Source organism: Candidatus Pantoea communis (genome assembly GCF_011752685.1).
Classification (GTDB): Bacteria; Pseudomonadota; Gammaproteobacteria; order Enterobacterales; family Enterobacteriaceae; genus Pantoea; species Pantoea communis.
The window spans coordinates 1-23,382 of the sequence record NZ_VWXC01000025.1 but is presented as its reverse complement, the minus strand read 5'-3'; the positions used below and the strand labels follow the sequence as shown (position 1 = coordinate 23,382).

Below are 23,382 nucleotides of genomic sequence, written 5' to 3'. Positions count from 1 at the left end.
ATGCATAAAAAATCATACGAAGGCAAACATAAGTTACGCGTTGAGGAAATTAGCCAATAGCTGATGGCCCTGCTCGCTGAGGATGCTCTCAGGATGGAACTGCACCCCTTCCAGCGGCAAAGTGCGGTGGCGGAAGCCCATGATCTCATCGGGCTCGCCATCACGCAGGCTCCAGGCCGTGACTTCGAATTCAGCGGGCAGCGTATCGCGCGCCACAATCAGTGAATGATAGCGCGTGACGGTGAGCGGATTATTAAGGTCGCGAAATACGCCTTGATGGGTGTGCTGGATAACAGAGGTTTTGCCGTGCATCACCTGACGAGCCCGCACCACCTGCGCGCCATAGGCTTGCGCAATCGCCTGATGGCCGAGGCAAACACCGAGAATCGGCAAGCGTCCGGCAAAATGGCGGATGGCATCCAGAGAAACACCGGACTGATCCGGCGTGCAGGGACCAGGTGAAATCACCAGATGCGTCAGTGGCATCGCATCCATCTGCGCCAGCGTGATGGCATCGTTACGCACCACGCGCACTTTTGCGCCCAGCTCACAGAAGTACTGGTAGAGATTCCAGGTGAAGGAGTCGTAGTTATCAATTAACAGCAGCATAGTGCCCTCAGGCCAGTCAAACCGCCGCTATTCTACGCATTTTAGCGTGCAGGGCTCACCACTTTCGCAAACTGTGTCGTCAGCTGTGCCAGATCGCCCGACACGCCAGCAAACAGCGCGGTACGCCACGTTTCTCGTTCCAGCTTATCCCACGTCAACAGATAGCCGGCATGCAGCGCCAGCTGTTCGAAGAAAATGCGCTGCGTGCGGCCATTGCCCGCGCGGAACGGGTGCAATACGAAGATCTCACAATAATAATGTGCCAGCCGCGCGACAAACTCATCCTGCGTCAGGTTTGTCAGTTGTTGTTCATCTTCCAGCGCGCTCATCAGCGCATTACCCTCTTTCTCGATGTATTCGCAATGGCAATAGGGTGTCTCATCACGCCAGATATCGATGCTGCGTAACTCCCCCGCCCAACTGTAGAGATCCTGAAACAGCGTGCGATGAATGTGGCATAACCAGGGCATACCGGTGCTGCGCGGACCGAGTTCCAGTGTCGCCAGGCGTGCAGCGCTAAAGGCCAACTCCGCTTTACGCAACTGCGCTTCATCATGAATATCGAGACGATTTTTCAACACCGTGTCGTTGTGCCAGACATAAGGGTCGCGCACGGCCAGACTGTTATCCGCCATATTGCCTCCTTAGTGACTCAAGTCGCTCTTCATGCTGCTCAGCGCTGATATCGCTGAGTACGTAGCCGGCAAGACGGCAACTGGCCTGATAACTGGCCATGCGGCGCTGTTGCCACAGGGTGGCTTTCTGTTTTTCGGTGAGTTGGCTGGTCATTGCGCCTCCGACAAGCAATTTGCCCTAAGTATAAGAGCTAATTTTAGCTTTGCCGGAGAGCAGCAGAACGCGCCGACGAGTGCCAGCGCGTTAATTCATTAAGGCAGGACTTTCGCAGACAGGATAACAATCGGTTTTGACGGCACATTTTGGTACGGGCCGACATCTTTGGTTGGCACCTGAGCAATCTTATCGATCACATCCTGGCCTTTCACAACTTTACCAAATACCGCATAACCAAAGTCACGTTGACCGTGATCGAGGAAGGCGTTATCCGCGACGTTGAGGAAGAACTGGCTGGTCGCACTATCTTTATCTGCAGTACGCGCCATAGAGATGGTGCCACGCAGGTTACGCAAACCGTTGTCGGCTTCGTTCTTGATCGGTGCCACGGTCTGCTTCTGCTGCATATCCGTGGTGAAACCGCCGCCCTGGATCATAAAACCCGGGATCACACGGTGGAAGATAGTGTTGTTGTAGAAACCGTTGTTGACGTAGTCGACAAAGTTTTTCACCGAAACCGGGGCTTTCTGGTTGTTCAGTTCGAGTTCGATATTGCCCGCAGAGGTGGTGAGCAGCACATGGGTATCCCCTTTGGCTGCCAGAGCGGAAGCGGATACAGAAGAGAGGGCTAACAGGGCGACTGCCGCTGTCAAAGTACGTTTAAACATGAAAGATTCCTTACCATGGAGTGCAAGCTCAAAAACGAGATCGATTGTAAAGAGCAAGTTATACAAGAGCCAGCGTTTTACCGATATTTACGCTGATGTTGCGATTGTCATACTTTTTGAGGTGCGCAATCATTTGCGTGACGAAAATCACACTATTAATGAAATATTTCGCGCTCGTTACACTCGTTGTTTATTAAGATCACAGTTGCATTTACAATTCATGACACTTTTTGCCAATCCCGGCGCATCACAGGTTCAGAACATGACAAACCGTAATCGCATTGGCCTTACCTGGATCAGCTTTTTCTCCTACGCGCTCACCGGCGCACTGGTGATCGTTACCGGTATGGTACTGGATAATATTGCCCAATACTTCCAGTTGCCCATCTCAGAAATGAGCAACACTTTCACCTTCCTGAATGCCGGTATCCTGGTCGCGGTATTCCTTAACGCCTGGCTGATGGTGATTGTGCCGTTGAAACGCCAGCTGATTTTTGGCTTTGTGCTGATGATCCTCGCGGTGGCAGGCCTGATGACCAGCCATAACCTGACCGTCTTCTCGCTGTGCATGTTTGTGCTCGGTGTGGTCAGCGGTATCACCATGTCGATCGGTACCTTCCTGATTACCCATCTGTACGATGGTCGCCAGCGTGGTTCGCGCCTGCTGTTTACCGACTCGTTCTTCAGCATGGCCGGTACCATTTTCCCGATCATCGCTGGTGTGTTACTGGCTCGCATGCTGCCGTGGTACTGGGTATACGCCTGCATCGGTGTGATTTATATCGCGATCTTCGTCCTGACGCTGATGGTGGAATTCCCGGAGTTGAAAAGCGAAGCAGCCGTGCAAGGCGGCGAGAAAGAGAAATGGGGCATCGGCGTGTTGTTCCTGTCGATCGCGGCGCTGTGCTATATCCTCGGTCAGCTGGGCTTTATCTCCTGGGTGCCAGAGTATGCGACCAAATCGATGGGTATGGATATTTCGGCAGCCGGCCAATTAGTGGGTAACTTCTGGACCGCGTACATGGTCGGTATGTGGGTGTTCAGCTTCCTGCTGCGCTTCTTCGATCTGCAGCGCATCCTGATGGTATTGGCGGCTCTGGCGACCGGGTTAATGTACTGGTTTGTCACCACCAACGACGCCAGCATGCTGCACTGGATCATCATGATTCTCGGCTTCAGCTCCAGCGCTATCTACACCACCATCATTACGCTGGGCTCGCTGCAAACCAAAGTCTCTTCGCCGAAGCTGGTGAACTTTATCCTCACCTGCGGCACCGTCGGCACCATGCTGACCTTTGTGGTTACCGGCCCAATTGTGGCGAAAGGCGGCGCACATGCAGCACTCTCTACCGCTAATGGCTTGTATGCCGTGGTGTTTGTGATGTGCGTGCTGCTGGGCTTTGTGACCAAACATCGCCAGCACGGCCATATTACGCACTAATCGGTGACGTGCAGGGGTGAACGTTCACCTCTGTTGCCTGGTGCAGTAGCAATAGAGTGCGCAGTGATGCGCACTCTTTTTTTATGCAGCGACTATCGTCGGAATGTCACCGCTTCCGCCTCACCCAAATAGATTTCACTGCTCGCGGGCTGCGTTGCCGCCACCACGCTTCCCTGCCGTATCGAATAGCGCACAGGCACTTGTCTGCGCACCGCATCAAAGCCACTTTCAGCCGGCAGAATAATCAGACTGGCATGGTCACCTACCGCCAGACCGTAATCCTTCAATTGCATCGTCTTCGCGCTGTTAGTGGTGATCAGGCTCAGGCCATTGTCGATCTGCTCGTAGCCCATCAACTGACAGACATGTAATCCCATATGCAGCACCTGCAGCATGCTGGCCGTGCCGAGCGGATACCAGGGATCAAACACATCATCATGGCCATAGCAGACGTTAATATCGGCTTCCAGCAACTCCTTCACCCGTGTGATACCACGGCGTTTGGGATAGCTGTCAAAACGCCCCTGCAGGTGAATGTTCACCAGTGGGTTAGCGACAAAATTAATCTTTGAAAGCTTGAGCAAGCGGAATAAGCGCGAGGTGTAGGCGTTGTTGTAGGAGTGCATCGCCGTGGTGTGGCTGGCGGTAACACGTTCGCCATTGCCATCACGATGTGCCAGTGCCGCCACGGTTTCGACAAAGCGCGATTGCTCATCATCGATCTCATCACAGTGCACATCCACCATGCGGTCATAACGGTTGGCGAGCGCGAAGGTTTTATGCAGTGATTCAACGCCATACTCGCGTGTGAACTCGAAGTGCGGGATGGCGCCCACCACATCGGCGCCGAGACGCAATGCCTCTTCCAGCAGCGCTTCACCATTTGGATAGGAGAGAATCCCCTCCTGCGGAAACGCCACGATTTGAATATCGATCCATGGCGCCATTTCCGTCTTTACTTCCAGCATCGCTTTCAGCGCGGTGAGAGTAGGATCGGAAACATCAACATGGGTACGCACATGCTGAATACCGTTGGCAATTTGCCACTTCAGCGTCTGCTGTGCGCGCTGTTTAACATCGTCATGGCTGAGCAGCGCCTTGCGCTCCGCCCAGCGTTCAATACCTTCAAACAGCGTGCCGGACTGATTCCAGGCAGGCTGCCCGGCGGTTTGCGTGGTGTCGAGATGGATATGCGGTTCGATAAATGGGGCACTTGCCAGCCCTCCTTCGGCATCCAGCGCATCATCCTGCTGCGTGATTTGCGGTGGCTGGGGGCGTAATGCCGTTATTTTGCCGCCGTTGATTTCCATCTGCCACAGACCCTGCTGGCCGGCCAGACGCAGGTTGTTGATCCACTTTAGTGTGCGATTCGCCATGCCTTCCTCCCGTTTTAAGCCACAGGTTAAGCTAGCATGAAAATCTTTCCGTCTGTGCCATAGGTTTTTAGTCTGCCAAAATGACCATGCAAAAAAGCCCTCAGCTCAGTTTGTAGCAGCGACACTGATGGCAACCGATGCTGCACAATATCCAATCAAATAAGCCACTTATCATTTTCGTTCAAAATCAATTACATACCTCTAAATAGGTATATGGCCGTGCGCTTGATGTGCATCAATAAGCGCCTGATATTGCGCGCTATCGTAAGCGCAGATACCGCAATTTTTGAGGCAAGCATGAGCAAGCACAGTGTCGTGATTATTGGCAACGGCATGGTCGGCCACCGCTTTATAGAAGAACTGATCGACAAAGCCGAACCCGGCCAATTTGCCATTACCGTCTTTTGTGAAGAACCGCGCGTCGCCTATGACCGCGTCCACCTTTCCGCCTACTTCTCCCATCACACCGCTGAAGAGCTGTCACTGGTTCGCCCCGGCTATTACGAAAAACATCAGGTCAACCTGCTGATCGGTGAGCGGGCGATTACCATCAACCGCGATGAAAAACTGATTCACTCCAATACCGGTCGCGCGGTGCATTACGACACGCTGATTTTTGCCACCGGCTCTTATCCGTGGATACCGCCGATAAGAGGTGCCGAAGGCAGTGACTGCTTTGTCTATCGCACCATCGAAGATCTCAACGCCATAGAAGCCTGTGCCCGCCGCAGCCAACGCGGTGCCGTGATTGGCGGCGGTCTGCTAGGTCTCGAAGCGGCAGGCGCACTGAAAAACCTCGGCATCGAAACCCATGTCATTGAGTTCGCGCCCGGATTAATGGCGGAACAGCTGGATGCGCAAGGTGGCGAGCAACTGCGTCGTAAGATCGAACAAATGGGTGTGCGTGTGCATACCGGCAAAAACACCCAGCAGATTGTGCATCACGCTAAAGGCGGTAAGACGCTGGAATTCGCCGATGGCAGCGCGTTGGATGTCGATTTCATCGTGTTCTCCACTGGCATTCGTCCGCAAGACAAGCTGGCAAAACAGTGTGGGCTGGAAATCGGCCAGCGTGGCGGCATCGCCATCAACGACCGCTGCCAGACGCGCGATCCGGCAATTTATGCCGTCGGCGAATGCGCAGCCTGGCAGAACCGGCTGTTCGGCTTAGTCGCGCCGGGCTACAAAATGGCACAGGTCGCCAGCGATGCGTTGCTGGGACGCGACAGTGCCTTTTCCGGTGCCGATATGAGCGCCAAACTTAAGTTGCTGGGCGTGGATGTCGGTGGTATCGGCGATGCGCATGGCCGCACGCCGGGCGCGCGCAGCTATATGTGGCTCGACGAACAGAAACACATTTACAAACGCCTGATCGTCAGTGAAGACAATCGCACGCTGCTCGGCGCGGTATTGGTCGGTGACACCAGCGATTACGGCAATCTGCTACAGCTGGCGCTGAATAACATCGCGCTGCCCGATAATCCTGAAGGTTTGATTTTGCCAGCAGGCAGTGGCGAGAAGCCGGTATTGGGAGTCGATTCCCTGCCGGACAGCGCGCAAATCTGCTCCTGCTTTGATGTCAGCAAAGGCGATATCGTCAAAGCGGTGCGAGCCGGTTGCCACACCGTGGCGATGCTGAAAAGCGAAACCCGTGCTGGCACCGGCTGCGGCGGCTGCATTCCGCTGCTCACTCAGGTGCTCAACGCGGAACTAAGCCGTCAGGGCATCGAAGTCAACAATCACCTGTGCGAACACTTCCCCTATTCACGCCAGGAGCTGTATCACCTGATTCGTGTCGAAGAGATCACTTCCTTCGATGCCTTACTGGCGAAATACGGTCAGGGTTATGGCTGTGAAGTGTGCAAACCCACCGTGGGTTCGCTGCTGGCCTCGTGCTGGAACGATTATGTGCTCAAACCACAACTCGCGCCGCTACAAGACAGCAACGATCTGTTCCTCGGCAATATTCAGAAAGATGGCACCTACTCGGTGATCCCACGCTCGCCCGGCGGTGAAATCACGCCAGAAGGGTTGATGGCGATCGGTGCAGTGGCGCGCCAGTACAACCTTTACACCAAGATCACTGGCTCGCAGCGTATCGGCCTGTTCGGTGCTCAGCGCGACGATCTGCCCGCCATCTGGTCGCAGCTGATTGATGCCGGATTTGAGACCGGACAGGCGTATGCCAAAGCGTTGCGCATGGCAAAAACCTGCGTGGGCAGCACCTGGTGTCGCTATGGCGTCGGCGATAGCCTCGGCTTCGGTATCGAGCTCGAGAACCGCTACAAAGGCATTCGTACACCGCACAAAATGAAGTTTGGCGTCTCGGGCTGCACGCGCGAATGTGCGGAGGCGCAGGGCAAAGATGTCGGCATCATCGCGACGGAAAAAGGCTGGAATCTGTACGTATGCGGCAACGGCGGCATGAAGCCACGTCACGCCGATCTGCTGGCGGCGGATCTGGATCGCGACACTCTGCTCATGTACCTCGACCGCTTCATGATGTTCTATATCCGCACCGGTGACCGATTGCAGCGTACCTCGCTGTGGCTGGAAAGTATGGAGGGCGGTATCAACTATCTGCGCAGCGTGATTGTCGATGACAAACTCAGCCTCAACGCGCAGCTTGAAGCTGAACTGGCGCGCCTCCGGGCTGAAGTCGAGTGCGAATGGGCTGCAACGGTGAACGATCCCCGGCAGCACATCCACTTCAGCACCTTCATCAACAGCGATCAGCGCGATCCGCTGGTGCAGCACGTAGCCCAGCGCGATCAGCACCGTCCGGCAAGTCCTGCCGAGCGCATCGCCATCACCCAGATTGAGGAGATCGACGCATGAGCCAGTGGCATTCCGTGTGTGAACTCGAACAAATCCTGCCTGCCACCGGCGTCTGCGCGTTGGTAAAAGGCCAGCAGATTGCCATCTTCCGTCCGCATGATGATGAGCAACTCTATGCGCTGAGTAACATCGATCCTTTCTCCGCAGCCAGCGTGCTGTCACGCGGCCTGATTGCCGAACATCAGCACACGCTGTGGGTCGCCAGCCCACTGAAAAAACAGCGCTTCCGTTTAAGCGACGGCGTCTGCCTGGAAGATGCCACCCGTTCCGTGGCGAGCTATCCGGTGCGCGTTACTGCGGGCCAGGTCGAAGTGTGCGCCTGACAGAATTCTTTTACTTTATGAGACGTCACTATGTTTACTGACACCCTGAATACCTGCGCCGCCAACGCGGCGCGCATTGTGCGTACGGCGCAGCACAGCCCGCTGGCCTTCTGGATCAGCTCGGCGATGGCAGGCGCTTACGTCGGCCTCGCTATCATCCTGATTTTTACTCTCGGCAACCTGGCCGATCCTGCGTGGCGGCCGCTGATCATGGGCGCAACCTTTGGTATCGCTCTGACGCTGGTGATCATTGCCGGGTCGGAGCTGTTTACCGGCCATACGATGTTCCTCACCGTGGGCGTCAAAGCCGGAACCATCAGCCAGGGCCAGATGTGGTGCGTACTGCCGCAAACCTGGCTGGGTAATCTGATTGGCTCGGTGTTTGTCGCCCTGCTCTACTACTACGCAGCCGGTGCGATGCTGCCCAATGCAGGCGCACTGATTCACAGTGCCGCGCTGGCGAAAACCACGCAGCCCGCCATGGCGCTGTTCTTCAAGGGTGCCCTGTGTAACTGGCTGGTGTGTCTGGCGATCTGGATGGCAGTGCGCACCGAAGGCACGGCAAAATTCATTGCCATCTGGTGGTGCCTGCTGGCCTTTATCGCCTCCGGCTATGAACACTCTGTCGCGAATATGACGGTCTTTGCACTGTCGTGGTTTGGTCAGCATAATGCCGACCTGACCTTGAGCGGCATCGGTCATAACCTGCTGTGGGTGACGCTGGGTAACATGTTCTCTGGCATGGTATTGATGGGCCTTGGATACTGGTACGCCACGCCACAGGCTCAGCGGCCGCAAGTGGCGCCACAAGCCACTGCGCTCAAATCGGTTTAACGTTTCTAAGCCCGCACATTGCGGGCTTTTTTGAGGATGAGCGATGGACTATTTTCCGCTGTTTTGCCGTCTGCGAGGCAAGCGTTGTTTATTGGTCGGCGGCGGCGATGTAGCCGAGCGCAAAGCGCGCCTGCTGCTGGATGCCGGTGCCGACCTGCACGTTGGCGCAGTGCAATTCTCTCCTGCGTTTCAGCAGTGGGCTGAACAGGGAAAGTTGCACCTATTGCCCGGCACCTTTGAAGAGCAGTGGCTGGAGGGCTGCTGGCTGGTCATTGCCGCCACCGACGATGACGCTGTGAATCAGCAAGTGGGCGATGCCGCCGAAGCACGCCGCATCTTCTGCAATCTGGTGGATGCGCCGCAGGAAGCCAGCGCTATCATGCCGTCGATTGTCGATCGCTCCCCGCTGATGATTGCGGTGTCATCCGGTGGCCGCGCTCCGGTTCTGGCTCGTCTGCTGCGTGAGAAGCTGGAAGCGATGCTGCCACAGCATTTAGGCCAACTGGCTTCACTCGCTGGCACACTGCGCAGTCGGGTGAAGAACACTTTCGCCAGCATGGGACAGCGCCGGACATTTTGGGAGCGCTTCTTTGCCAGCGATCGTTTGGCGCAAACGTTGGCTAATCGCGACCAGCCACGCGCCGATCATATCGTTGATACGCTGTTCGATGCGCCGCTCTCCTATCAGGGTGAAGTGGTGCTGGTGGGCGCGGGTCCAGGCGATGCCGGTTTGTTGACGCTGAAAGGCTTACAATGCATCCAGCAGGCCGATGTGGTGGTGTATGACCGCCTGGTGTCCGAACCCATTCTCAACCTGGTGCGCCGCGATGCTGAACGCATCTTCGTCGGTAAACAGGCCGGGCATCACTGCGTGCCGCAGTCGCAAATCAACCAGTTACTGTTAGAGCAGGCTAAGAGCGGCAAGCGCGTGGTACGGCTGAAAGGTGGCGATCCCTTTATTTTCGGTCGCGGTGGTGAGGAACTTGAAGTACTGGCTCAGCACAACATTCCGTTCAGCGTGGTGCCAGGTATTACCGCCGCCTCCGGTTGTGCCGCCTACAGCGGCATTCCGCTAACGCATCGCGACCATGCGCAGAGCGTGCGCTTTGTCACCGGTCATCTGCAACAACAGGGCGAAATTGAGTGGAGTAAGCTGGCGGCAGAGCAGCAAACACTGGTGTTCTATATGGGGCTGAATCAGGCACCCGAGATCCAGCGCCAGCTGTTGCAGCATGGCATGGATGCGGCGATGCCGGTCGCCATCGTGCAGAACGGCACCACGCCAGAACAACAGGTGGAAACCGCGACGTTAGCCGAACTCAGCACGCTGGCGCAGCAGTTTGCCAGCCCGGCGCTGATTATCGTCGGGCGCGTGGTCAGCCTGCGCCGCCAGTTACGCTGGTTTTAAACACAAAAAAACGGCGAGTCATCACAACTCGCCGTTCATAGGTCAGGCAGCTAGCTGATTAAGGCTGAGCCACAAAACCCACCGCTTCATAAACTTTCTTCAGCGTTTCCTGCGCCTGCGCACGGGCCTTGGTTGCGCCATCACGCATCACCTGATTCAGGAAAGCTTCGTCGTTACGGAAACGATGATAGCGCTCCTGCAGCTCAGTCAGCATGCCGGAAACCGCTTCCGCCACTTCGCCTTTCAGGTGGCCATACATCTTGCCTTCGAATTCCTGCTCCAGCTGCGGAATCGACTTACCGGTGACACCAGAAAGAATATCCAGCAGGTTAGAAACACCGGCTTTTTCTTTCACGTCGTAACGCACCACTGGCGGCTCGGCGGAATCGGTGACCGCGCGCTTGATCTTTTTCACTACCGCTTTGGTGTCTTCCAGCAGGCCAATCACGTTGTTACGGTTGTCATCCGACTTCGACATCTTCTTGGTCGGCTCCAGCAGCGACATCACGCGTGCGCCTGATTTTGGAATAAACGGCTCAGGGATTTTGAACACATCGCCATACAGCGCGTTGAAACGGCCGGCGATATCGCGGCTCAGTTCCAGATGCTGCTTCTGATCTTCGCCCACCGGTACCTGGTTGGTCTGATACAGCAGAATATCGGCCGCCATCAGCACCGGGTAATCGAACAAACCCGCGGTGATGTTTTCAGAATAACGTGCGGACTTATCCTTGAACTGCGTCATGCGGCTCAACTCACCAAAGTAGGCGTAGCAGTTCAGCACCCAGCTCAGCTGCGCGTGCTCTGGCACATGTGACTGAACAAAGATGGTGCTTTTTGCCGGATCGATACCGCAGGCAAGGTACAGCGCCAGAGTATCCAGCGTGGCTTTGCGCAGCGCAGCGGGATCCTGACGAACGGTGATGGCGTGCAGATCGACGATGCAGTAAATGCAGTGGAAATCATCCTGCATCTGCACCCACTGACGCAGCGCACCCATATAGTTGCCAATGGTCAGTTCACCGGAAGGCTGGGCGCCGCTGAAAACGATGGGTTTGCTCATGTTATATCCTGATAATTACAGCCCGAGAGCGGGCAAAAGTTCGCTAAAAGTATCGAGAGTGAGATCGGGTTGGCTGGCGGCAATCGGCTCGCCATAGTTGTAGCCAAACGTTATACCGACATTCGGCACACCCGCAGCCTGAGCTGCGTGAATATCATTACGAGAATCACCAACAAACAGTAATTCTTTTTGCAGTACGCCAAAGTGACCCAAAACAAGGAAGATCGCTGCCGGATGGGGCTTTTTCACCACCACATCATCACCGCCAATAATCAGCGTGAAGAAATCGGCAATGCCCAGCGATTGCAGCAAAGGCGCGACAAACGGCGTTGGCTTGTTGGTGACGATGGCCATCGGCAAGCCTTTGGCGTGCAGCGCCGCCAGCGTCTCTTTCACCTGCGGAAACAGCGTGCTGCCCGCTTCCACCGTTTCGGCGTAGTACTTATCGAACAACGAGCGCGCGTCGCGCTGCTCCTCGGCGTGCGGTTCACGGCCTAGTGCCCAGGTCAGCGCGCGTGTCATCATCACATCTGCGCCATTGCCAATCCAGGTGGAGGCCAGCGCAAGGCCGGGCGGCGGCAACTGCAAGTCGCCTAAAGCATGATCAATGGCCTGTGACAGACCCGGTGCGCTATCGACCAGCGTGCCATCAAGATCAAACGCCAGCGCGCGGATATCAGTGAAATGAGCCATTAACTTTCTCCAGTTCGCCGCGCATTTCGTCGATCACTTTTTTGTAATCGGGGTGACCAAAGATGGCTGAACCGGCCACAAACATATCCGCACCTGCCGCCGCGATCTGACCGATGTTATCGATCTTCACACCACCGTCCACTTCCAGACGGATATCGTAACCGCTTTGATCAATGAGACGACGCGCCTGACGCAATTTGTCCAGCGTGCCGGGAATGAAGGATTGACCGCCGAAGCCAGGGTTCACTGACATCAGCAGAATGATGTCGAGTTTATCCATCACGTAGTCGAGGTAATCGAGCGGCGTCGCCGGATTGAACACCAGACCCGCTTTACAGCCGTGCTCTTTGATCAGTTGCAGTGTGCGGTCAACGTGCTCACTGGCTTCAGGATGGAAGGTAATGTAAGTCGCGCCCGCTTTAGCGAACTCTGGAATCAGTGCATCCACCGGCTTCACCATCAGATGCACATCAATCGGTGCCGTAATGCCATAGTCGCGCAGCGCTTTAAGCACCATTGGCCCCATGGTCAGATTAGGCACATAGTGGTTATCCATCACGTCGAAATGCACCACATCCCCGCCTGCTGCCAGCGCTTTGGCGGTATCTTCGCCCAGGCGAGCAAAGTCAGCAGCAAGAATTGAAGGGGCCAGCAAAAATTGTTTCATCCGATTCTCCCAATTTTGTGCGCCAGCCAGAGCTGGCGTAATGCGTTGGTCGCGGACGAAACAGGCTAGCGGAAAAGCGCCAGCAGTTCGTCAACCTGAGTGCGACCACTTATGCTTCGGCTGATGGAACGCCGGGCTTTGACTACGTGTAAAACCGCATTCTGATACCACTCACGCGTGAGCAGCGTGTCGTGGTTGGAAATCAGCACCGGTATGCTGTTTTCATGTGCCAGCTTATTTGCCAGCTCGGCCAGATGCTGCTGCTCGCGCAGGCTAAAGCTATTGGTGTGGTACGCGGTAAAGTTCGCCGTCGCCGACAAGGGCGCATACGGCGGATCGCAATAAACCACTGAGCCAGCAGGGGCGTTGTTCAGAGTAACATCGTACGATTCACATACAAAGGTCGCTTTTTGCGCCCGTTCGGCAAACCACAACAGCTCCGCTTCCGGGAAGTAAGGTTTGCGATAACGACCAAAAGGCACATTGAACTCACCGCGTAGATTGTAACGGCACAAACCGTTATAGCCATGCCGATTGAGATAGAGAAACAGTAATGCACGCTGATATTCATCTTTGCTGGCGTTAAAGGCCAGACGTTGCGCGTAATAGGTCTCTGCGATATTACCTTCAGGCGTGAACAGCTGCCGCGCGTCTTCAATAAACTCAACCGTGCGGTTTTTTACGATGTTATAGAGATTGATCAGGTCACCGTTGATGTCCGCCAGGTGATAGCGATCATAATCGGTGTTGAGGAACACGGAACCGGCACCCACAAAAGGTTCGACTAAACAGTCACCTTGTGGCAAATGACGACGGATATCGTCAAGCAGCGGGTATTTCCCTCCGGCCCATTTAAGGAAAGCGCGATTTTTCTTCATGCTGTCGTGGTTATTACATCTTAATTATGGGCTGTGGTGGAACCGACAGCAGCTTTGCGCTTTAAACGGGGCCGCATGATCGCAGCCCCACATCAATTACTGACTTTCTTTCTTCACCTGACTCAACGGTTTTACCCACGGATTTGCCGCACGAACTTCAGCAGGCAGTGATGCCACTGCGCGCTTGGCATCGGCTGGCGTAGCGTAAGCACCGCTGACCAACACATACCAGGGCTGACCGTTACGCGTGGTTTTATACACATGATAACCGCTCAGATTTTGTTTCTTCGCCCAGGCATTCAGGCTCTCTTCTTTCGACGCACCGCTCAACTGCAGCGTGTAGCTGCCACCGGTTGGCAGTGACTTACTGGCACCGCTGCTGGCACTCACAGGTGCATTGTGTGCGGCGGTGGTATGTGTTTTATTCTCTTTTGCTCCGGCGACTGGTTTCGACGTGGCCGGCGCTTTATGCGCGGTGTTGCTGTGCGTTTCACGTGAACCGTTGCTATTAGCACGCGCAGGTGTTTCAGAGCGCATCGCCGGAGGCGTTATCGCTTTACCGTTACCGCTCACCGTAGCAGGCGCAGTGGGCAGTGAACTGTTGCCTTGCGCACCCTGTGCGGCGTTATCAACCTGACCTTGCTGGTTGCTCAACGCACTGTTGAGATCGCCCGGCAGCGTCACACGTTGCTGATTGGCTGGCGTATCGACAGGCGCAGCCTGTGTCGGTGTTGAAGACACCGCTGGCATAGAAATCGAGTTGGAATCGCTGCTTGCTGGCGAGGATGATGCAGCTGACGTCTGTGGTGCGTTTCCTTCCGCTGAAGGCGTGGCGTTTTGCTGGCCGCTCATGGACGTCGCGCCGGAAAGGTCGATGTTCTTTTCACCGCCGGTTGCCGTCGGCGCCGCATTGCCATTATTAGCAGTGGTCGCTGGTTTCTTTTCATCTGGACCGGTCAATGCCGAACCGATGCCCAGTACTACCAACAGCAGAACCAGGATGCCGATCCCCATCATCATATGCTGACGAGAAACAGGTACCTTCACTTTCGGCGCAGAAGACGTTTTGCGTGGCCGCGTAGGACGGCGGTCACTGGCATCAGGTTTTAACTCGTCTTCCGGTTTGAACTCATCCATCTAGCCTCCTCCGTAAAACAGCACGCTTCCCACGCACCGCATCACCACTCTACCCGTCATACTCAAGCTGAAACGGCGTTGGTTGCACTTTATTATCCAGATGCTCACTCACATCAGCGCCTGGAATGTATGCAATGCTCACCTTGCTGCAGTTCGACTTACTTAGGATATCTTCAGTATTTTAGACAATCGTTAATCGCAGCCAGCACCATATCATGAGCCACACCTGCGCGCACTTCAGAGCGGCCAATTGCGAGAGGCAGCACCAAACGCATTTCACCCGCCAGCACTTTCTTATCGCGCATCATGTGCGGAAGATACGCTTCTGCTTGCATGCTTTCCGGGCCGTGCACCGGTAAACCCGCTCGCAAAAATAGCGCAATAATACGATCGGTATCCGTCGACGTGAACTGACCCAGACGTTCGGCGGTACGGGCAGCCATGACCATTCCCGCCGCAATCGCTTCACCGTGTAACCAGTTGCCATAGCCCATGTGCGCTTCAATCGCATGACCAAAAGTATGGCCCAGATTGAGCAGTGCGCGTTGACCGTTTTCACGCTCATCGGCGGCAACCACTTCAGCTTTGAGTTCACAGCAGCGACGGATGCAGTAGGCCAGGGCTTGCTGATCCAATGCCAGCAGCGCATCAAGATTCTGCTCGAGCCACTGGAAGAATTCCCCGTCGAGGATAATGCCGTATTTGATCACTTCTGCCAGACCAGACGCCAATTCGCGCGCCGGCAGCGTAGCCAGGCAATCGGTATCGACCACCACTGAGGCTGGCTGGTAGAAGGCACCAATCATGTTTTTGCCCAGCGGATGGTTGACGGCTGTTTTACCGCCGACCGAAGAGTCGACCTGAGACAGCAGCGTTGTCGGTACCTGGATAAAGCGCACACCGCGTTGATAGCTCGCAGCAGCAAACCCAGTGAGATCACCAATCACACCGCCGCCGAGCGCAATTAACGTGGTATCACGTCCATGCGGTTTCTGCAGCAGCGCGGTGAAGACATCGTCCATCACAGCGAGCGTCTTGTACTTTTCACCATCAGGTAAAATCACCTGATCCACCTTCACGCCCGCCTGTGAAAGCAGTGCTGACAGCTTGTCGAGGTAGATCGGGGCAAGCGTCTCATTGGTCACCAGCATGGCGTTATCGCCTGCTTTTAGCGGCCAAAAAGAAGCCGGATCGTTAAACAGTCCGGCAGCGATGGTGATGGGGTAACTACGATCCCCGAGTGAGACAGTGATCTTCTCCATGATGACCGATACCTATTACTGAGCCGTCAGGGCGCTGGATTAATTTTTTTCCAGCATGTTGATGATCTGATTGGCGACAACTTTTGCACTTTGATCGTCAGTGCGAATAGTGACGTCAGCGATCTCTTCATAAAGTGGATTACGTTCGCCAGCTAAAGCTTCCAGTACTTCGCGCGGTGGCTCTTCAACCTGTAACAACGGACGTTTTTTATCACGCTGTGTACGAGCAAGTTGCTTCTCGATAGTCGTTTCAAGATAAACGACCACGCCGCGGGCGGAGAGACGATTGCGGGTTTCACGGGATTTGACAGAACCACCACCGGTCGCCAGGACAATGCCTTGTTTCTCGGTGAGTTCATTAATGATCTTCTCTTCGCGATCGCGGAAACCGTCTTCGCCTTCCACATCAAATACCCAGCCTACATCCGCTCCGGTACGTCGCTCAATTTCCTGATCGGAATCGAAAAATTCCATATTGAGTTGCTGAGCTAACTGACGACCAATAGTGCTTTTGCCGGCACCCATCGGCCCAACCAGAAAGATATTGCGTTTCTCTGCCATTTTATCGGTATTACTAAGAATTCGTTGATGATACCCCGCGTTCAGCATAGTGCTGGCGGGACAGGAACTGAGACCTCATGAGCATTAACAAGAGTCAGACGGAAAATTATCTCAACACTCATGGCCGTTTGGCAACCGAATAAATTGCCCCCGGCGACCTTGTAACAGGACCGGTCTGTGGTTCGCGAGACGGTAACGCCCCTCCTGTTTTCCTTCACACTTCAAGCAGCATGCGCGTTGGCTGTGTCTTTTCATCCCTGAAACTTACAGAAATAAGCTTAGAAATGAACGTTTTCACCACCGCGCTTTAACTCAATTTATTTAAGGAAAATATATTCTGACGCCAGTATCGCTTGTGACTGACGCCCATCGGAAGGTTATCCTGCCGCGTTCCGCTACACCGTTTTAAAAATCGCTAAACCTTGTAAGCTAATTCCTGCCCTGCGTCAACGCAGATGGCAAATCAGAGTGAATTTTCCGCTTTATCCGGCTGTAAGCGCTGCTTCCCTGACCAGTCTGGGGGTAATGAAGATCACCAACTCCTTCTTTTTATGTTCTTTGGTTTGCTGACGGAACAGCGTTCCCAATAAGGGCAACTCACCCAACCAAGGTACCCGCTGTTCGGTCTGCATGCGCTGTTGTTGAAAAATTCCGCCCAGCGCCAACGTTTCGCCATCACGCAGCGTCACCTGCGTTTCAATTTCCTGCTTATCAATACTCAGCACGCTGCTTTCACCCACGTTCAGGCTGCGCCCCGGCATGTTCTGGCTTAAGCGCAGTTTTAACTGAATCCGTCCATTCCCCAGCACCATGGGCGTCACTTCCATCCCTAACACTGCCTCTTTAAATTCAATCGCCGTTGCACCACTGCTGCCCGACTTCACCTCGTAAGGAATTTCGGTTCCCTGTTTAATGGAAGCGGTTTGCTGATGAGAGGTAAAAAGCCGCGGACTGGCGATGATTTCAATTTGGTTCTCCTGCTCAAGCGCGCTGAGTTCCAGATTTAGCAATCCGCCACTGACCTGCCCCAGCGTAACGCCCGCACGCAAAGCAGGATTATTCACCGCCAATGGGATCGCCAGTTGTGGATGATGCAATGCCGTCGTCACACTTTGAACAGGCGCGGTGTGCCAGTTCACCCCCAGCTCACGCAGATGTTCTTCATTGATGGTGATGATGTGGGCAGACAACTCGACCTGTTCGAGTGGCATATCCAGTGCACGCAACCAACGCGTGGCGTCACGGATCGCGGCGGCGGTGTCACGCAGCAACAAGCTGTTGGTACGGCTATCGACCGTGACACTGCCGCGTGAAGTGAGGAGTGAACGCTCCGCTTGCAGACTACGATAGACATCGCTGGCATTGGCGTAATGCAGCGTGACGGACTGCTGTTCGAGAGGAAGTTGCTGTTGCCGCTCCTCATGTTCTGTTTTCGCCTGTTGTGTCTGCATCTGTTGCCAGCTTTCGGGATAAACCAGCAGCACGCCCTCTTCCTGCACCACCGTGAGTTTTGCCAGCCGGGTCACCAGCGCCAGTGCGCGTTCCCATCCTACATTTTCCAGGCGCAGTGATAAGCGCCCTTCAACGCCAGGTGCAATCAGCAGGTTGGTTTGTTGATAATCTGCCAGCGCCTGCAAAATACGTTCAACGGGGGCATCATCAAACACCAGGCTTAAGCGTTCTTCATTTGCCTGCAGGGGCAGGCTCAAACTCAGGCACAACAGCAGGGCCATCCATTTCATAATATCCTCCTTTTATAGACCAGGTGATTTGCTGCGGCGGGCAGCTTTGCGCGACATGCAAGGTCATGCTATTCGCGGTTAATGCTGCCACCTGCCAGCTTGAGCGCGGTAACCGAGCCGAAGGGCCAAGCCGATGATTTTTTCCTTCTGGTGAGCTTAGCCAGGCAACATAGCGCGTGGGAGTACCGATAATGCCCTGCAACCGCCAGCCATCAGGTTCAGCTGCCTGCATCTGACATTGCACCTCGGCCAGCGGCTGAAAGGGATCGCGTGCCAGCGTAAAGCCGCTCCACAGCACTAACAGCCATGCACTATGGCGCATCTCCATCCTCCAGCCACAGCTGTGTGTTCAGCGCTCCCTGCTCTTCTTTGAGTTCAAAGCGCTGCGGTACAGGCAGGCGAGTCAATGACAGCTCAGAAAACAGCGGAACAAATTGCGTCCAGCCGAGCCGCAACTGTAACTGCTGCGGCTGATTATCCGGTAGCCAGCTTTCCAGTTGATCGCCGCGCGCGGTGATCAAAGCTTCGAGCGTAACTTGCTCAGTGACGCCACTCATGGGTTGCTGTAACCGTGCGATTTCCTGTTCCAGCACGTTGATGGCAGGTCGTGCAGCCAATAGCTGCTGACGCTGCATCACCTGTTGTGACATCACCGCCTGCTGGCGAAATTGGGCAGCATGAACCTGTTGCTGCGGGCGAAGCAAAATCCACCACGCCATAAGCATCAGCAGCAGAGACATGCCTAACAGACAGGCAATCCGCCACATCAGGGCTAAAGCGAGCCAGCGCTGCAATGCATCATTCACCAATGTTCTCCTGCATCCGCGCGCGCAAGACAAATCGATAGTGCCCAGCGGTTTGGCGCTGCACGCTGGCCGGTTTAACCGCGGCAAACAGCGGCTGCCGCATCAATTGATGACGAAAATCCTGGATCGCCATCATGCTCTGCGCCTGTCCTTCGAATAGCAGGATACTTTGGCGCCGTTCCACGCGTTTGAGCCAAAGCGTGCCCTGCATCAACATTGGCAAGCGCAGCCAGAACTGTTGCCAGCGCTGATGCTCATCCTTTTTACGCTGCCGTATCCGCTGCGCCTCTAATAGCTCATCGCGTTGCTGCAGCAGCAGTTGCTGTCGCGTCAACTGGCGTTGCAACGCTTCATGCTGTTGGCTGATATCCGCCAACGTCCTGTGCATCTGGCCCTGTGTCTGGCTTCCGCGCCACCATAACGACAGCACCATCATTACAGTCGTCAGCAGGACGCATCCCAGCAGGGAAAAGCTTTGCTGGCGGCGGCGCTGCTGCAACCGGACGCGCCAGGGTAATAAATTGACGGCCAGCATCATGCATCCTCCGGGCGCAGCGCCAGACCGAGCGCGATGGCAAACTCACCTTCCTGCGCGGGCAGTGGCGGTTGTCGATAGTGCAGTAATGAAAGCGGTCGGCAGTGCGTCACGCTGGATTCAGTCAAGCTGAAGGTCGAGGTGCAAAAGATGGAGGATGCCTGAGGGAAGGTTTCACGCAGTTTCGCCAGCGTTAGAGGCTCTGTGGCCGCGCCTGATGTGCCCGGCTCACCGGCTAACGTCCATAGCCAGTGATCGCTAAGCGGATGGATTAAAAGTTGGTCACGATGCAGCGGCATGCGCATGGCGATTTGGGTCAACGCCAGGCTGCTCAGTTCAAAGACATCGGGTCGCAGGCCAGCCTCCTTTAACGGCGCCAGCCACTGCGCAATCACTTCACGCCGAGCCGCCGTAATGCACAGCTGCGTTGCATTGCGTGCCGAGCGGTAGTCAATCGACAGCGTGGCGGGTTCAACCGGAAACAAGCGTGGTGCCGAGGATGCCACATAACGGCTCATTGCCGGCTCACTGAGCGAGGTTTCTGGTAGCGGCAATGTTCGCTGCAACACCAGTTGCGGAGGCAAGCCAACTCGCAGTGAATAGCGTTTCGGCAGATGGCGCTGCCAGCGCGTCAACATCTCCTGTAACAGTGGGGTAGTTTGCAACACGCCGTTGCGTAACGTATCGTGCGGCAGCGGTTGCTGCCACCAATGGCGTAACTGCCAGCCATGACGTCGGCGTTCAATGCCCAGGGCGCAGAGTTGCCCGTTTTGGATGTCCAATCCAATTTGCCAGCGCTGAAAAGCCATATGCGCGATCTCCTTATCTTTTAAGGTAAAAAAAGAGAGACCCTCAATCTTTCGAGTGGCGGCAAGGCGGAAAACGAGCTATTACTCAGGCGCTTACCGAAGTCAGCGTCTAGGGTGAGCTCGCGCAGCCGACGTGGCTGCCGCTCGAAGTATGACGGGTATATCAAAGCGTCAGGCTTGCCTTTATACTACCGCGCGATTGTTTATAAACTGCCCAAACGACAACAGATGGGAATTCTCAGGTGAAGTTCGTAAAGTATTTATTGATTCTTACAGTGTGTTGCATTCTGCTGGGAGCAGGCACGGTTTATGGTTTGTACAAATACATAGAGCCGCAGCTGCCTGATGTGAACACGCTGAAAGACGTGCGTTTGCAAACCCCAATGCAGGTTTACAGCGCGGATGGCGAACTGATCGCCCAGTACGGTGAGAAGCGCCGCGTGCCGCTCACCTTGCAACAGATGCCGCCTGAGCTGATCAAAGCGTTCATTGCAACCGAAGACAGCCGTTTCTATGAGCACCATGGTGTCGACCCGGTGGGCATTTTTCGTGCTGCCAGCGTCGCGCTGGTGTCCGGCCATGCTTCGCAGGGTGCCAGTACCATTACGCAACAACTGGCGCGTAACTTCTTCCTTAGCCCTGAACGCACGCTGATGCGTAAGATCAAGGAAGCGTTCCTGGCGATTCGCATTGAACAACTGCTGAGCAAGGATGAAATCCTCGAGCTCTACCTCAACAAAATTTATCTGGGTTACCGCGCCTATGGTGTCGGAGCGGCTGCACAGGTCTATTTCGGTAAGCCGGTTGATCAGCTTTCACTGAGTGAGATGGCGATGATTGCCGGTCTGCCGAAAGCACCGTCAACCTTTAACCCGCTTTACTCTCATGCGCGCGCGCTGGCGCGTCGTAATGTGGTACTGGCGCGTATGCTTGACCAGAATTACATCACGCAGCAGCAATATGATGCCGCGCGCAACACGCCGCTGGTCGCAACCTATCATGGTCCCGAAATTGCCTTCTCCGCACCTTATCTGAGCGAAATGGTGCGCCAGGAGATGGTGAAACGCTACGGTGACGCCGCCTACGATGATGGCTACAAGGTTTACACCACCGTCACGCGCCATCTGCAGGAGGCCGCACAGCAAGCGGTGCGCAATAACGTGATGGCGTATGACATGCGTCATGGTTATCGCGGCCCGACTAACGTGCTGTGGAAAGTGGGCGAAGCAAGCTGGGATAAGAGCCGCATTCAAAACGCGCTGAAAGATCTGCCCACCTACGGTCCACTGAATGCCGCCGTGGTGACCACTGCCACGGCCGATGAAGCCACCGCGATGATGAAAGACGGCAGCAGCGTCTCTCTGAGTATGGCGGGCGTTCGCTGGGCGCGTCCTTACAAATCCGACACGCTACAAGGCCCGACGCCCCGCAGCGTGACGCAGGTACTGCAGGCAGGCCAGCAGATTTGGGTGCGTAAAGTCGATAACGATTGGTGGTTAGGTCAGGTGCCGCTGGTCAACTCGGCCCTCGTCTCGCTCAATCCAGAAGACGGTGCGGTACGCGCGCTGGTCGGTGGTTTCGACTTCAACCAGAGTATGTTCAACCGGGCGACACAGGCACTGCGTCAGGTCGGTTCAAACATTAAACCGTTCTTGTATACCGCCGCGATGGACCGTGGACTGACGCTGGCTTCCATTCTGAATGATGTGCCTATTTCACGTTGGGATGCGGGTGCCGGAGCCGACTGGCGCCCCAAAAACTCACCGCCGACCTATGCGGGGCCTATCCGCTTGCGTCAGGGCCTGGGTGAGTCGAAAAACGTGGTGATGGTACGTGCGATGCGTGCGATGGGTGTGGATTACGCCGCAGAGTATCTGCAGCGCTTCGGCTTCCCGGCACAGAACATCATCCATACCGAATCGCTGGCACTGGGTGCGGCTTCGTTTACCCCAATGCAGGTGGTGCGCGGTTATGCCGTGATGGCTAACGGCGGCTTCCTTGTCGATCCTTACTTCATTACCAAAATTGAGAATGAACAAGGCGGCGTGGTGTTCGAAGAGAAACCGAAGATTGCCTGCCCACAGTGCAATCTGCCGGTGATCTACGGTGATACCAAAAAATCGCTGGCATTGAGCGAAGAGAGCGTGGAAAACGTCGCGACCTCCGATCAATCGCAGAATCAGGCAGTGCCGCAGCCGGAGCTGGAGCAAGTGCCTGCTCAGCCGCAACCCGCAGGTGACCAGCAATACGCACCGCATGTGATTAATACACCGCTGTCGTTCCTGATCAAAAGCGCACTGAACTCCAACGTGTTCGGTGAGCCAGGTTGGATGGGAACAGGCTGGCGTGCAGGTCGTGACCTGAAGCGTAACGATATCGGCGGAAAAACCGGTACCACCAACAGCTCGAAAGATGCGTGGTTCTCTGGTTACGGCCCTGGTGTCGTAACCTCAGTGTGGATTGGTTTCGATGATTCACGCGCGCTGGGCCGCTCGACCATGTCAGGCGCGATTCCTGACCAGATTTCTGGCTATGAAGGCGGCGCGAAGAGTGCTCAGCCTGCCTGGGATGAGTACATGAAATCTGCGCTGGATGGCGTGCCGGTACAGCCGCTGACACCGCCAGATGGCGTTGTCACTGTGACGATCGATCGCGGCACGGGCAAGCTGGCCAACGGTGGCGGCAATACCCGTCAGGAGTACTTCATCAATGGCACTCAGCCAACGGAGTATTCAGTGCATGATGTGGGCACCACACTCATGGACAACGGCCAAAGCCACGAACTGTTCTGATAAAAAAAGCCGGCGTATTCGCCTAATGCTTGTCAGTTAAGATCTTAATGGAGGCCGCAACGGATAACGTTGTGGCCTCTTTTTTACCGCCCTTGGGTAATGCCGCACTCTTCTTTCCGGCAGCACCAGCCCTGGAGCCATCGCCATT

At 55.3% G+C, this 23,382-nt stretch carries 23 protein-coding genes; 6 read left to right on the top strand and 17 right to left on the bottom strand.

The features are described from left to right. Positions 1-33: 33 nt before the first annotated feature. From F3J37_RS24010 to ppiA, 4 genes are all read right to left on the bottom strand, one after another. Positions 34-609, bottom strand: a complete 576-nt coding sequence (locus F3J37_RS24010) for an aminodeoxychorismate synthase component II (protein WP_166936269.1) — start codon at positions 607-609, stop codon at positions 34-36. A gap of 41 nt (positions 610-650) precedes the next feature. After that, entirely contained in the window at positions 651-1,244 is a 594-nt protein-coding gene (locus F3J37_RS24005; protein WP_166936267.1) for a putative adenosine monophosphate-protein transferase Fic, read from the bottom strand. After that, complete coding sequence (locus tag F3J37_RS24000) at positions 1,234-1,398, bottom strand: YhfG family protein (RefSeq protein ID WP_072016960.1); 165 nt, start codon at positions 1,396-1,398, stop codon at positions 1,234-1,236. The genes F3J37_RS24005 and F3J37_RS24000 overlap by 11 nt, the downstream gene beginning before the upstream one ends. A 98-nt stretch (positions 1,399-1,496) precedes the next feature. Further along, a complete protein-coding gene (ppiA, locus tag F3J37_RS23995; protein ID WP_166936265.1) occupies positions 1,497-2,069 on the bottom strand; it encodes a peptidylprolyl isomerase A in 573 nt (190 codons plus the stop codon). A gap of 262 nt (positions 2,070-2,331) precedes the next feature. Here ppiA and tsgA point away from each other — a divergent pair, with 262 nt between their 5' ends. Then, a complete protein-coding gene (gene tsgA, locus F3J37_RS23990) occupies positions 2,332-3,510 on the top strand; it encodes an MFS transporter TsgA (RefSeq protein ID WP_166936263.1) in 1,179 nt (392 codons plus the stop codon). Between the two features lie 92 nt (positions 3,511-3,602). On the opposite strand, the gene F3J37_RS23985 is transcribed toward tsgA, so the two are convergent. After that, positions 3,603-4,886 (bottom strand): cytosine deaminase, encoded by a 1,284-nt coding sequence (locus F3J37_RS23985; protein ID WP_166936261.1) that lies wholly within the window; start codon positions 4,884-4,886, stop codon positions 3,603-3,605. A gap of 297 nt (positions 4,887-5,183) precedes the next feature. On the opposite strand from F3J37_RS23985, the gene nirB reads away from it, so the two are divergent. The 4 genes from nirB to cysG are packed head-to-tail and all read left to right on the top strand — an operon-like array spanning position 5,184 to position 10,289. Continuing rightward, on the top strand, positions 5,184-7,724 hold the full coding sequence (gene nirB, locus F3J37_RS23980; RefSeq protein WP_166936259.1) for a nitrite reductase large subunit NirB: 2,541 nt from the start codon (positions 5,184-5,186) through the stop codon (positions 7,722-7,724). Next, positions 7,721-8,047: a nitrite reductase small subunit NirD gene (nirD, locus tag F3J37_RS23975; RefSeq protein ID WP_166936257.1), complete on the top strand. Its 327-nt coding sequence runs from the start codon at positions 7,721-7,723 to the stop codon at positions 8,045-8,047. The genes nirB and nirD overlap by 4 nt, the downstream gene beginning before the upstream one ends. Before the next feature lie 30 nt (positions 8,048-8,077). Beyond that, positions 8,078-8,881: a nitrite transporter NirC gene (nirC, locus tag F3J37_RS23970; protein WP_034819600.1), complete on the top strand. Its 804-nt coding sequence runs from the start codon at positions 8,078-8,080 to the stop codon at positions 8,879-8,881. Between the two features lie 43 nt (positions 8,882-8,924). Further along, positions 8,925-10,289 carry a siroheme synthase CysG gene (cysG, locus tag F3J37_RS23965; RefSeq protein ID WP_166936255.1) on the top strand — a complete coding sequence of 455 codons (1,365 nt, stop codon included), beginning with the start codon at positions 8,925-8,927 and terminating at the stop codon, positions 10,287-10,289. Between the two features lie 58 nt (positions 10,290-10,347). Here cysG and trpS read toward each other — a convergent pair whose 3' ends face one another. The 12 genes from trpS to pilM all read right to left on the bottom strand — a co-directional run bounded on the left by trpS (position 10,348) and on the right by pilM (position 20,442). Then, the gene (trpS, locus tag F3J37_RS23960) at positions 10,348-11,352 is read right to left on the bottom strand and encodes a tryptophan--tRNA ligase (protein ID WP_034819607.1); all 1,005 of its coding nucleotides are present in this window, start codon (positions 11,350-11,352) and stop codon (positions 10,348-10,350) included. Between the two features lie 15 nt (positions 11,353-11,367). After that, positions 11,368-12,045: a phosphoglycolate phosphatase gene (locus F3J37_RS23955; protein WP_166936253.1), complete on the bottom strand. Its 678-nt coding sequence runs from the start codon at positions 12,043-12,045 to the stop codon at positions 11,368-11,370. Further along, positions 12,029-12,712 (bottom strand): ribulose-phosphate 3-epimerase, encoded by a 684-nt coding sequence (gene rpe / locus F3J37_RS23950; protein WP_034819612.1) that lies wholly within the window; start codon positions 12,710-12,712, stop codon positions 12,029-12,031. Before rpe ends, F3J37_RS23955 begins: the two co-directional genes overlap by 17 nt. A 65-nt stretch (positions 12,713-12,777) precedes the next feature. Beyond that, complete coding sequence (gene dam / locus F3J37_RS23945) at positions 12,778-13,590, bottom strand: adenine-specific DNA-methyltransferase (protein WP_034819614.1); 813 nt, start codon at positions 13,588-13,590, stop codon at positions 12,778-12,780. A 96-nt stretch (positions 13,591-13,686) separates the two neighbouring features. Then, positions 13,687-14,727 carry an SPOR domain-containing protein gene (locus F3J37_RS23940; RefSeq protein ID WP_166936251.1) on the bottom strand — a complete coding sequence of 347 codons (1,041 nt, stop codon included), beginning with the start codon at positions 14,725-14,727 and terminating at the stop codon, positions 13,687-13,689. Between the two features lie 173 nt (positions 14,728-14,900). Continuing rightward, positions 14,901-15,989, bottom strand: coding sequence for a 3-dehydroquinate synthase (aroB, locus tag F3J37_RS23935; protein ID WP_166936249.1), 1,089 nt, complete (start codon positions 15,987-15,989; stop codon positions 14,901-14,903). 39 nt (positions 15,990-16,028) lie between these two features. Continuing rightward, positions 16,029-16,550 carry a shikimate kinase AroK gene (gene aroK, locus F3J37_RS23930; RefSeq protein ID WP_034820046.1) on the bottom strand — a complete coding sequence of 174 codons (522 nt, stop codon included), beginning with the start codon at positions 16,548-16,550 and terminating at the stop codon, positions 16,029-16,031. A gap of 482 nt (positions 16,551-17,032) precedes the next feature. Continuing rightward, complete coding sequence (gene hofQ / locus F3J37_RS23925) at positions 17,033-18,292, bottom strand: DNA uptake porin HofQ (protein WP_166936248.1); 1,260 nt, start codon at positions 18,290-18,292, stop codon at positions 17,033-17,035. Then, positions 18,234-18,614: a HofP DNA utilization family protein gene (locus F3J37_RS23920; RefSeq protein ID WP_166936246.1), complete on the bottom strand. Its 381-nt coding sequence runs from the start codon at positions 18,612-18,614 to the stop codon at positions 18,234-18,236. The genes hofQ and F3J37_RS23920 overlap by 59 nt, the downstream gene beginning before the upstream one ends. Beyond that, a complete protein-coding gene (locus F3J37_RS23915) occupies positions 18,604-19,098 on the bottom strand; it encodes a HofO family protein (protein ID WP_166936244.1) in 495 nt (164 codons plus the stop codon). Before F3J37_RS23915 ends, F3J37_RS23920 begins: the two co-directional genes overlap by 11 nt. After that, positions 19,091-19,636, bottom strand: coding sequence for a PilN domain-containing protein (locus tag F3J37_RS23910; protein WP_240154167.1), 546 nt, complete (start codon positions 19,634-19,636; stop codon positions 19,091-19,093). Before F3J37_RS23910 ends, F3J37_RS23915 begins: the two co-directional genes overlap by 8 nt. After that, a complete protein-coding gene (pilM, locus tag F3J37_RS23905) occupies positions 19,633-20,442 on the bottom strand; it encodes a pilus assembly protein PilM (RefSeq protein ID WP_166936242.1) in 810 nt (269 codons plus the stop codon). The genes F3J37_RS23910 and pilM overlap by 4 nt, the downstream gene beginning before the upstream one ends. Before the next feature lie 242 nt (positions 20,443-20,684). Here pilM and mrcA point away from each other — a divergent pair, with 242 nt between their 5' ends. Continuing rightward, positions 20,685-23,234: a peptidoglycan glycosyltransferase/peptidoglycan DD-transpeptidase MrcA gene (gene mrcA, locus F3J37_RS23900; RefSeq protein WP_034819629.1), complete on the top strand. Its 2,550-nt coding sequence runs from the start codon at positions 20,685-20,687 to the stop codon at positions 23,232-23,234. The last annotated feature ends 148 nt before the right edge of the window (positions 23,235-23,382 follow it).

Excerpts from the sequence above, each read along its gene's own strand:
- F3J37_RS24010 (WP_166936269.1), bottom strand. The coding sequence starts at position 609 with ATGCTGCTGTTAATTGATAACTACGACTCCTTCACCTGGAATCTCTAC.
- F3J37_RS24005 (WP_166936267.1), bottom strand. The coding sequence starts at position 1,244 with ATGGCGGATAACAGTCTGGCCGTGCGCGACCCTTATGTCTGGCACAAC.
- F3J37_RS24000 (WP_072016960.1), bottom strand. The coding sequence starts at position 1,398 with ATGACCAGCCAACTCACCGAAAAACAGAAAGCCACCCTGTGGCAACAG.
- ppiA (WP_166936265.1), bottom strand. The coding sequence starts at position 2,069 with ATGTTTAAACGTACTTTGACAGCGGCAGTCGCCCTGTTAGCCCTCTCT.
- tsgA (WP_166936263.1), top strand. The coding sequence starts at position 2,332 with ATGACAAACCGTAATCGCATTGGCCTTACCTGGATCAGCTTTTTCTCC.
- F3J37_RS23985 (WP_166936261.1), bottom strand. The coding sequence starts at position 4,886 with ATGGCGAATCGCACACTAAAGTGGATCAACAACCTGCGTCTGGCCGGC.
- nirB (WP_166936259.1), top strand. The coding sequence starts at position 5,184 with ATGAGCAAGCACAGTGTCGTGATTATTGGCAACGGCATGGTCGGCCAC.
- nirD (WP_166936257.1), top strand. The coding sequence starts at position 7,721 with ATGAGCCAGTGGCATTCCGTGTGTGAACTCGAACAAATCCTGCCTGCC.
- nirC (WP_034819600.1), top strand. The coding sequence starts at position 8,078 with ATGTTTACTGACACCCTGAATACCTGCGCCGCCAACGCGGCGCGCATT.
- cysG (WP_166936255.1), top strand. The coding sequence starts at position 8,925 with ATGGACTATTTTCCGCTGTTTTGCCGTCTGCGAGGCAAGCGTTGTTTA.
- trpS (WP_034819607.1), bottom strand. The coding sequence starts at position 11,352 with ATGAGCAAACCCATCGTTTTCAGCGGCGCCCAGCCTTCCGGTGAACTG.
- F3J37_RS23955 (WP_166936253.1), bottom strand. The coding sequence starts at position 12,045 with ATGGCTCATTTCACTGATATCCGCGCGCTGGCGTTTGATCTTGATGGC.
- rpe (WP_034819612.1), bottom strand. The coding sequence starts at position 12,712 with ATGAAACAATTTTTGCTGGCCCCTTCAATTCTTGCTGCTGACTTTGCT.
- dam (WP_034819614.1), bottom strand. The coding sequence starts at position 13,590 with ATGAAGAAAAATCGCGCTTTCCTTAAATGGGCCGGAGGGAAATACCCG.
- F3J37_RS23940 (WP_166936251.1), bottom strand. The coding sequence starts at position 14,727 with ATGGATGAGTTCAAACCGGAAGACGAGTTAAAACCTGATGCCAGTGAC.
- aroB (WP_166936249.1), bottom strand. The coding sequence starts at position 15,989 with ATGGAGAAGATCACTGTCTCACTCGGGGATCGTAGTTACCCCATCACC.
- aroK (WP_034820046.1), bottom strand. The coding sequence starts at position 16,550 with ATGGCAGAGAAACGCAATATCTTTCTGGTTGGGCCGATGGGTGCCGGC.
- hofQ (WP_166936248.1), bottom strand. The coding sequence starts at position 18,292 with ATGAAATGGATGGCCCTGCTGTTGTGCCTGAGTTTGAGCCTGCCCCTG.
- F3J37_RS23920 (WP_166936246.1), bottom strand. The coding sequence starts at position 18,614 with ATGCGCCATAGTGCATGGCTGTTAGTGCTGTGGAGCGGCTTTACGCTG.
- F3J37_RS23910 (WP_240154167.1), bottom strand. The coding sequence starts at position 19,636 with ATGATGCTGGCCGTCAATTTATTACCCTGGCGCGTCCGGTTGCAGCAG.
- pilM (WP_166936242.1), bottom strand. The coding sequence starts at position 20,442 with ATGGCTTTTCAGCGCTGGCAAATTGGATTGGACATCCAAAACGGGCAA.